Annotated in this window: 8 protein-coding genes and 2 pseudogenes; 8 read left to right on the top strand and 2 right to left on the bottom strand. The window is 38.8% G+C overall.

What is annotated here, in order from left to right:
- Positions 1 to 69: 69 nt before the first annotated feature.
- Together HMPREF0083_RS06890 and HMPREF0083_RS30315 are read right to left on the bottom strand one after the other, a co-directional pair.
- Positions 70 to 546 carry a DUF4330 domain-containing protein gene (locus HMPREF0083_RS06890; protein ID WP_021620450.1) on the bottom strand — a complete coding sequence of 159 codons (477 nt, stop codon included), beginning with the start codon at positions 544 to 546 and terminating at the stop codon, positions 70 to 72.
- A 283-nt stretch (positions 547 to 829) separates the two neighbouring features.
- A pseudogene (locus HMPREF0083_RS30315) lies at positions 830 to 955 on the bottom strand (spr1630 family ClpXP-sensitive toxin); the annotation flags it as partial.
- Between the two features lie 117 nt (positions 956 to 1,072).
- On the opposite strand from HMPREF0083_RS30315, the gene HMPREF0083_RS06895 reads away from it, so the two are divergent.
- The 8 genes and pseudogenes from HMPREF0083_RS06895 to HMPREF0083_RS30335 all read left to right on the top strand — a co-directional run bounded on the left by HMPREF0083_RS06895 (position 1,073) and on the right by HMPREF0083_RS30335 (position 6,976).
- A complete protein-coding gene (locus HMPREF0083_RS06895; RefSeq protein ID WP_167331545.1) occupies positions 1,073 to 2,296 on the top strand; it encodes an IS701 family transposase in 1,224 nt (407 codons plus the stop codon).
- Between the two features lie 108 nt (positions 2,297 to 2,404).
- On the top strand, positions 2,405 to 3,064 hold the full coding sequence (locus tag HMPREF0083_RS06900; protein ID WP_021620453.1) for a response regulator transcription factor: 660 nt from the start codon (positions 2,405 to 2,407) through the stop codon (positions 3,062 to 3,064).
- Positions 3,061 to 4,455, top strand: coding sequence for a sensor histidine kinase (locus tag HMPREF0083_RS06905; protein ID WP_040301817.1), 1,395 nt, complete (start codon positions 3,061 to 3,063; stop codon positions 4,453 to 4,455). Before HMPREF0083_RS06900 ends, HMPREF0083_RS06905 begins: the two co-directional genes overlap by 4 nt.
- 86 nt (positions 4,456 to 4,541) lie before the next feature.
- Entirely contained in the window at positions 4,542 to 5,378 is an 837-nt protein-coding gene (locus HMPREF0083_RS06910) for a hypothetical protein (protein ID WP_021620455.1), read from the top strand.
- Positions 5,379 to 5,541: 163 nt separating this feature from the next.
- On the top strand, positions 5,542 to 5,730 hold the full coding sequence (locus HMPREF0083_RS30320; protein WP_021620456.1) for a hypothetical protein: 189 nt from the start codon (positions 5,542 to 5,544) through the stop codon (positions 5,728 to 5,730).
- Positions 5,730 to 5,879, top strand: coding sequence for a hypothetical protein (locus HMPREF0083_RS30325; protein ID WP_429635894.1), 150 nt, complete (start codon positions 5,730 to 5,732; stop codon positions 5,877 to 5,879). Before HMPREF0083_RS30320 ends, HMPREF0083_RS30325 begins: the two co-directional genes overlap by 1 nt.
- Positions 5,880 to 5,895: 16 nt before the next feature.
- Positions 5,896 to 6,198 carry a hypothetical protein gene (locus HMPREF0083_RS30330; RefSeq protein WP_051354565.1) on the top strand — a complete coding sequence of 101 codons (303 nt, stop codon included), beginning with the start codon at positions 5,896 to 5,898 and terminating at the stop codon, positions 6,196 to 6,198.
- A 295-nt stretch (positions 6,199 to 6,493) separates the two neighbouring features.
- A pseudogene (locus tag HMPREF0083_RS30335) lies at positions 6,494 to 6,976 on the top strand (transposase).
- The last annotated feature ends 40 nt before the right edge of the window (positions 6,977 to 7,016 follow it).

Raw genomic sequence — 7,016 nt, forward strand, 5'->3', positions numbered from 1 at the left:
CGTCAGGTTTTAAGTGGTGGGTAGTTCACATGCACCCTAATTTTTAAGTACATAATATGTAAACTTATGTTAAGAAGATACATCGTTAATAACAGTCTCTAGAGAATAGCTTGGCCCCTTAATTTTTACTTTTGCTCCTCTAAGTAGCGGAATATTCCCCTGCTCTAAATCTGTACCTTTTACTTTTGCTTTAGTTTTTAGCGTTATAATCACGGAAGACTTATCTGGTACTTGACTAATAGTCATCGTTCCATCTGATTTTGTAGTAATTACTTTCCCAGGTTGAGTTTTTACAGAAATAACTTCCCCAAGGATATCTCCGTTATCTTGATTTCTTAAAATGTCTCCTTCCTTAATCCGATTTACAATAAATGCGTACTCTGTACTATTATATAAACTATATGTGACTTCTTTTTTTTGTTGAACGATTTCATTTGGCTGCATCATTTTTACACCAATAAAAACGATACCGAAAAGCAGAATAAGGAACAGAAGAAAGTCAATGGGATTTATAATTCCCCACACCTTTCCTTTTTCATCAATCAACGTTTCTCGCTCCTTTCAAGCTTATAAATTTTGTTTAAGCAAACATGACTATGGTATAAAAAGAACGCCCTTATAAAAAGGGCGCTCTTTTTATACTATTCTTTAATTTGCCATTCTTGTGTTGAATTGTCAAATATGATATTTACGGATATTTCCTTTTCTGTAACATCTAACATTTCAGAGAGCTTTTTTTCGAATATCCATGCATGATTCGTAGATTGGTCAGATTTTTACCAATGAACATGCCGCTCCCTCCTTATTTGACTAACACAAGTTTGCCTAATTATTCATTCTGTTGTTCCTCTTCCAAGATACCAATATCGAATGCTGCTGGATCCCTTATATCTTCGTCCGTTAAATCAGCACCAGAGATAAAGCTTGAGAGGTCTTCAACTAGATAAGTTACACTTCTAGACTCTTGCAAAAAAATTGTCGATAAATGCGCAATAAAAAAGGACATTCCGGCCTTTTGTAGAAGTTTGGGCTACCACACCTAAAATCACTCAAAAGGAAAATGTCCAACCTTATGGCAGCCTTTCATTCCTCTATCATCAAGTTTGTTTTCGTGTTGAATTTACTTCTATCAAAGCCACAACGTCGCCATTTGCTCGCCTTTCTTCACGGCATCATTCTTTGCGAAGGGCATGTAAATATCAGCCAAATTCGCAGATCGACAAGCCATGATCGCGACCTTAGCTGTATGACTCGCTTTTTACAGGAATCCCCTTGGTGTTCCAAACACGTCACGAATCAGAGGCTTTCCTATTTGATGGAAACCATTCGCCAGACACGAGCCACACGAGGGGACACACGCCCGATCACGTTTTTGAGTCTGGACGACACGCTATGTAAAAAAGAGCGTTCCACCGTAAAAATAGAACGGCTCGATTTTCACTACTCCCATTCCGAAGGGAAATCCGTCTGGTCTCATTCGCTCGTGACGGCTCATGTGGTAACAGGGGATATCTCGGTTGCCTGGGATTTTCGCTCCTATTTTCGAAAGGAAGATTGTATAGAGAGAAACATCCCGTTTAAAAGTAAAAATGAACTGGCGATTGAACTCATCGAGATCTACTCTTCTTCACCAGACGAACACATATACGTCCTGATCGACAGCTGGTATACTAGTAAAAAGCGGATCGATGCCTGTGCCCAAAAGGGATTTCATGTCATCGGCGCGTTTCGCTCCAATCGAATGATCGCTCCGTTTAGGATGAAAATCAAAGCCTCCACATTTGCATCCACCGTTCTTCGCCCGACTGACCTCTGCCCCGTTACCGTAGACGGTCAGACGTATAAGGTGTACGCGTATGAAGGACCGCTGAGCAACATGGAAAATGTGCGTGTATTTTTGTCCTGGGAAGATAAGTTTGACCCGAAAAAACCCCCGTTTTGCCTGATGTGTACGGATACGAGCCTGGATGTCGTGACCGTCCTGCGCCACTATGCTGTACGCTGGCAAATCGAAGTGGGGTATCGGTACTTCAAGGAGTTGCTTGGCTTTGATCAGTACCAGTACCTTTCGCACAAAGGGATCGAACGATTTTGGACGATTCAGTTTCTGGCGTATACGTTTTTGGCGCTTGAACAAGCGAAAGAGAAACGCCATTCGCCGTCGCTCGCATTGGGAGATATGGTGCGTCGTATCCGAAAGGATTGCCTAGGACAACTCATTCTGTATGCTTATGAACAAGGATGGGCACAAAAACCACTGGCTGAAGTGCTCAAAAACTTAAGACTATATTCGTAATTGTTACATTTTAGTCTTTTACGCCACCCGTATGTCCATTTTTGGGATCGGACGGAAAAATGCAAGAGTCTAGTTAAAAAGTTTAGAAATAGAAAAGGGGTGAATTTTATGGCATTAATCTTAATTGTTGAGGATGAAATGCCTATCAATATTTTAATTAGCAGAAATCTAGAACTAGTAGGTCATGAGTGTGTATCTGTATATGATGGTGAAGCTGTGCTTGAAATCATACAAAAGTACACTTTTGATTTAATATTATTGGATATAATGCTACCTAAAATGAATGGTTATGAAGTTTTAGAGATAGCAAAAGAAATGGACATACCCGTTATCTTTCTTACATCAAAAAGCTCTCTTTCAGACCGAGTTAAGGGTCTGACATTAGGTGCTGACGATTATATTGTAAAACCTTTTGAAATGTTGGAATTACAAGCAAGAGTTGAAGCTGTGCTTCGTCGAACAAATAAAGAGCAAAAGTTTTTTGTACTAGATAATATTCGAATAGATTTAGATGGTCGACAAGCCTTTCTTAATAATGAATTGGTTGATATTACCCCGCAAGAGTTTGATTTGCTGGTGGCTTTGATTAGAAACCGTAATATTGCTCTTTCACGTGAGAAGCTATTGAGGTTGGCATGGGGCTATGATTTTGAAGGTGACACAAGGACGGTTGATGTTCATATCACAAAGTTGAGAAAAAAACTGGGTTTAGATAATTACATAAAGACAGTATATAAATTGGGATATAGACTAGAGGTGTTGGATTGAAGTTCAGAACATTTAGTGCAACCTTTACTTTATTTTTGATAGTATTCTTCTCTAGTCTATTTTTTATTTCAGTTTTTATTTTTAACAATCAGATGAATATTATAAAGGAACGTGGAATAAATGAACATTATTTTATTTCATCATCTTTCGGTAAGGACCTTATGGCTATAGTTGACAGGGGAGGGAATTTAGATGATGCATTAGAGCAGCTTTTTAATTTCTATACGGAGTATTATCAAAAACAAGGTGTGTTTTTAGAATTACTTTCCCAAGGGAAAATTGTATATAGCAATTTGCCGGAACGTGCAGGCGAATTAACATCTTATTCTATTGAGTCTGGCATTAGAAAGGCCACTTTTCATCATATAAATGATCGTGTTTACTTTAAGATCGTTGGAGAGTTGCCGGGAACAAATAATAGATTTAGCATTCAGTATCTTCATGATATCTCTGATAACTTAAAAACATGGCAGAAAACACAGCGTATTTTATTGCTAGTTGGCATCATATTTACTATTATTTTAGCGGCCAGCCTTCAATTGATTCTCAGTCGTGTTTTTGAACCACTAGATATGGTATCTACGGCATCAAGAAAAATTGCTAATGGACAATATGATGATCGTATTATCGTGTCTGGTCGTAATGAACTTGCTGAAATGGCGGGGAGTTTCAATAATATGGCAGAGGAAATTCAACGTCGTATTACCCAATTAGCAGAGGCGTCTGAGCAGAAACAGCAATTTGTAGATAACTTAGCTCATGAGATACGTACCCCTCTTACTTCAGTTTATGGATTTGCTGAATATATCCAGAAGGCCACCATTAGCGATGAAGAAAAAATATTTGCAGCCAGTTATATTATGTCTGAGAGCCAATACATGCTCAATATATCAAACCGACTTTTGGAGTTAGCCACATTAAGAAATCAGTTAATTAAAATGAAAGTAGTCGATGTAAACAGTCTATTTGAACACTCACAGAAATCTCTTGCAGCAAAATTGGCGGAAAATCAAATATCACTTAGATGGAAGATTGATGTTGATTCTCTCTATGGGGATAAGGATTTACTACAGAGTTTGCTCGTCAATTTTACTGATAATGCAATAAAAGCCTGTAATCCTGGAGGGGTTATTGTATGGAATGCCTACATTGAAAATGGCTGTAGAGTTTTATCTGTTCGGGATAATGGTTGGGGTATTCCACAAAATGAAATCAATAAATTAACAGAACCGTTTTATCGGGTGGATAAATCACGCAATCGGGCAAAAGGTGGTGTAGGACTTGGGCTTTCTATCTGTGAACAAATAGCTCATTGTCATAATGCTGTACTTTCAATTGAATCATTGCCCAAGGTTGGTACCACAGTAAAATTAACTTTTACAAGTTCATAACAAGTTTATATTAACTCAATAATATTATGGATTTATATTATATTTGTGTTTACCACTAAAATTAATTTTGAAAGGAGATTTATTTTGTGAAACAAATAGTGGAAAAAAAGAAAAAAAACACTTGGAAAACAGTAGTTGTAAGTGCAGCGGCTATTACTTTATGTAGTACGGTTTTTATAGGGGCGAACAATGTAGTAATGGCAATGGCATTGGATAAGGAGGAATCCATTTCTACAACGTACAACGTTAACAATACATTTATTGATAAAGCTAAAGACTATGTAAAAGCTGATTACCAAGTTTTAGAGAACAAGGTTATGCGATCTATAAACTCTGGTGCATTGCCTGTGGATCAGGCAGCTGAAATTGGAGCTCAATATCTGTGGAATATGTTTAAAGTGGACCTAAGCGGCAAGACAATCTATATGTCCTTTTTCATTGATCCTGATGTCGCCAAAGCATATTGGAAAGGTGACATTATGGAACCGGGTAGTGATATTTCAGATGCAGCGCCCACCTATAGCTTTGTCGTAGAAGCTATATCTGGTGCCAGAGTCTCTGCATCAAAAAAATATGAGAAAAAGGGAACAACTGTACCTTTTGATCCTGAAAAACTTAGGGAAGAGTATAGAAATAATTGTGATGAATACTTAGAGTTAGCAAAACAGTTTTCAGAAAAACATTCTGGAGTTAAAGCAACTATGGCGGAGTTTAAGGATATATCTGCAACCATTGATGGAAGCAGTATTGACCATAAAAACCCCGGTAATTATAGTAGGGCCTATGAAGTATTTGTTCAGGTTATCGTAACGGATGAACAAGGGCAAAAAACAGAAGTCACAATATCAACAGACAGTAAGACTCTTCAATCTATTAATACTATTGATCCTAATAGAAAAAATAATGAGAAGTATCTTGGTTAATAACAAATGTTTCTCAAAAGGGGCCTACCCAAAAGGATACGTAAAGTAACCTTTTGATGCCAGCTACTTTTTTGACGTATGTATATCTTTATATAATAAAAGAATCGCTCTCTTTGTTATAATTAAGTTACCACACAACAGCTACACAAGGAGCGATTCTCTTATGAAACATGATCATATTTCCTTTATCGATTATAACGTGAACCAGCTTATGCTTCCAATGGATATCAGTGAATTAATCCCGCGACACAGTGTGGCCCATGTGGTGAATGACATGATAGAACGAATCCCCGACTTCCATTTCCTTCGTTATTATCCCGGCGGTGGCGCAGTAGTTTTCATCCTAAAATGATGACCAAGATTCTTGTATACGTCTATACGCAAAAGATCTATGCAGGTAGGGAAATTGCACGCCAACTTGAAGAAAACATGAGTCTTCCCCCTGTGGTTAAGCGCCTTTCAAAAACCCGATTTTCGCATGATCAACCGTTTCCGGTCTGAACGAGGAAAGGGGTTGGTGGAAGAGCTATTTAAACGAGTCCTGATGCTTCTTGTCGAAGAAGGCCATGTCCATCTCGATGATTATTTTGTAGATGGTACCAAGATTGAAGCGAATGCCAACTGGTACACCTTTGTTTGGAAAAAAAGTGCGGAAAACTACAAAAAGAAGCTGGAAACGAAAGTGGACCAGCTCATCAAGCACATTGATGAGATCACAGCGGAAGAAGAAACAAAGTCCATCATCACATCTGAAAAAATCAAGAAAAAGTGCAGGAATGGGAAAAACGCCTGGAACAAGAGCCGAAAAATAAAGAACTGAAAAAAGCCGTAAAGAAAATGAAGGACGCCTTTCTCCCACGAAGCGTCAAATATGAAAAACAGCTTGCGACTTGTAGGGCTCGAAACAGCTACTCCAAGACCGATCCTGATGCAACCTTTATGCGAATGAAGGAAGATCACATGAAAAACGGACAGTTAAAGCCAGGATATAATGTCCAGATGGCTTCAAATGACCCATTCATTCTTGCCTATACGGTTCATTAGCGTCCAGGTGATACTCGCTGCCTCATTCCCCATCTTCAGGAAGCCGAAAAGAAGCATACGTAAAATATGAGATGTATGAAAAAGAACAAACACGTTCGTTCAAGAAGAATCCTCATCATCAATCAAACTGGGTATATGATCAGGAAAAGGACGTGTTTCTTTGTGCTGCGGGTAAAGAGCTGCACTTCGTTTCTGAGAAAAAACAACGGACAGAATTCGGATATGAATCTACCATTCGCACCTATCAGTGTAGAGAATGTGAAGGGTGTCCGTTCCGTTCGGCATGTACCACATCTAAGTATGGACGCAGTACCCAGGTAAACACGACCTACCAACAATATAAAAAGAAAGTACAGGAACGCCTTTAGGCGGATGAAGGGAAACAACTCTATGCGAAACGAAAAGTGGACATTAGGAGTGTTTTCGGTCAGTTCAAGGGCAATCGGTCGTTCCGTCGGTTTTCCCTTCGTGGGCTGGCCAAGGTGAGCATCGAGATCGGGCTCATCAGCATCGCCTATAATCTACTGAAAAAGGCGGCCAGAAAAGCCGCCTAACTCAAAAAAGGAGCATTCCTGTAATGAATGAAAATGCGAT

Source organism: Aneurinibacillus aneurinilyticus ATCC 12856, assembly GCF_000466385.1.
GTDB classification, from domain to species: Bacteria; Bacillota; Bacilli; order Aneurinibacillales; family Aneurinibacillaceae; genus Aneurinibacillus; species Aneurinibacillus aneurinilyticus.

Excerpts from the sequence above, each read along its gene's own strand:
- HMPREF0083_RS06895 (WP_167331545.1), top strand. The coding sequence starts at position 1,073 with ATGGCAGCCTTTCATTCCTCTATCATCAAGTTTGTTTTCGTGTTGAAT.
- HMPREF0083_RS30320 (WP_021620456.1), top strand. The coding sequence starts at position 5,542 with ATGAAACATGATCATATTTCCTTTATCGATTATAACGTGAACCAGCTT.
- HMPREF0083_RS06900 (WP_021620453.1), top strand. The coding sequence starts at position 2,405 with ATGGCATTAATCTTAATTGTTGAGGATGAAATGCCTATCAATATTTTA.
- HMPREF0083_RS30325 (WP_429635894.1), top strand. The coding sequence starts at position 5,730 with ATGACCAAGATTCTTGTATACGTCTATACGCAAAAGATCTATGCAGGT.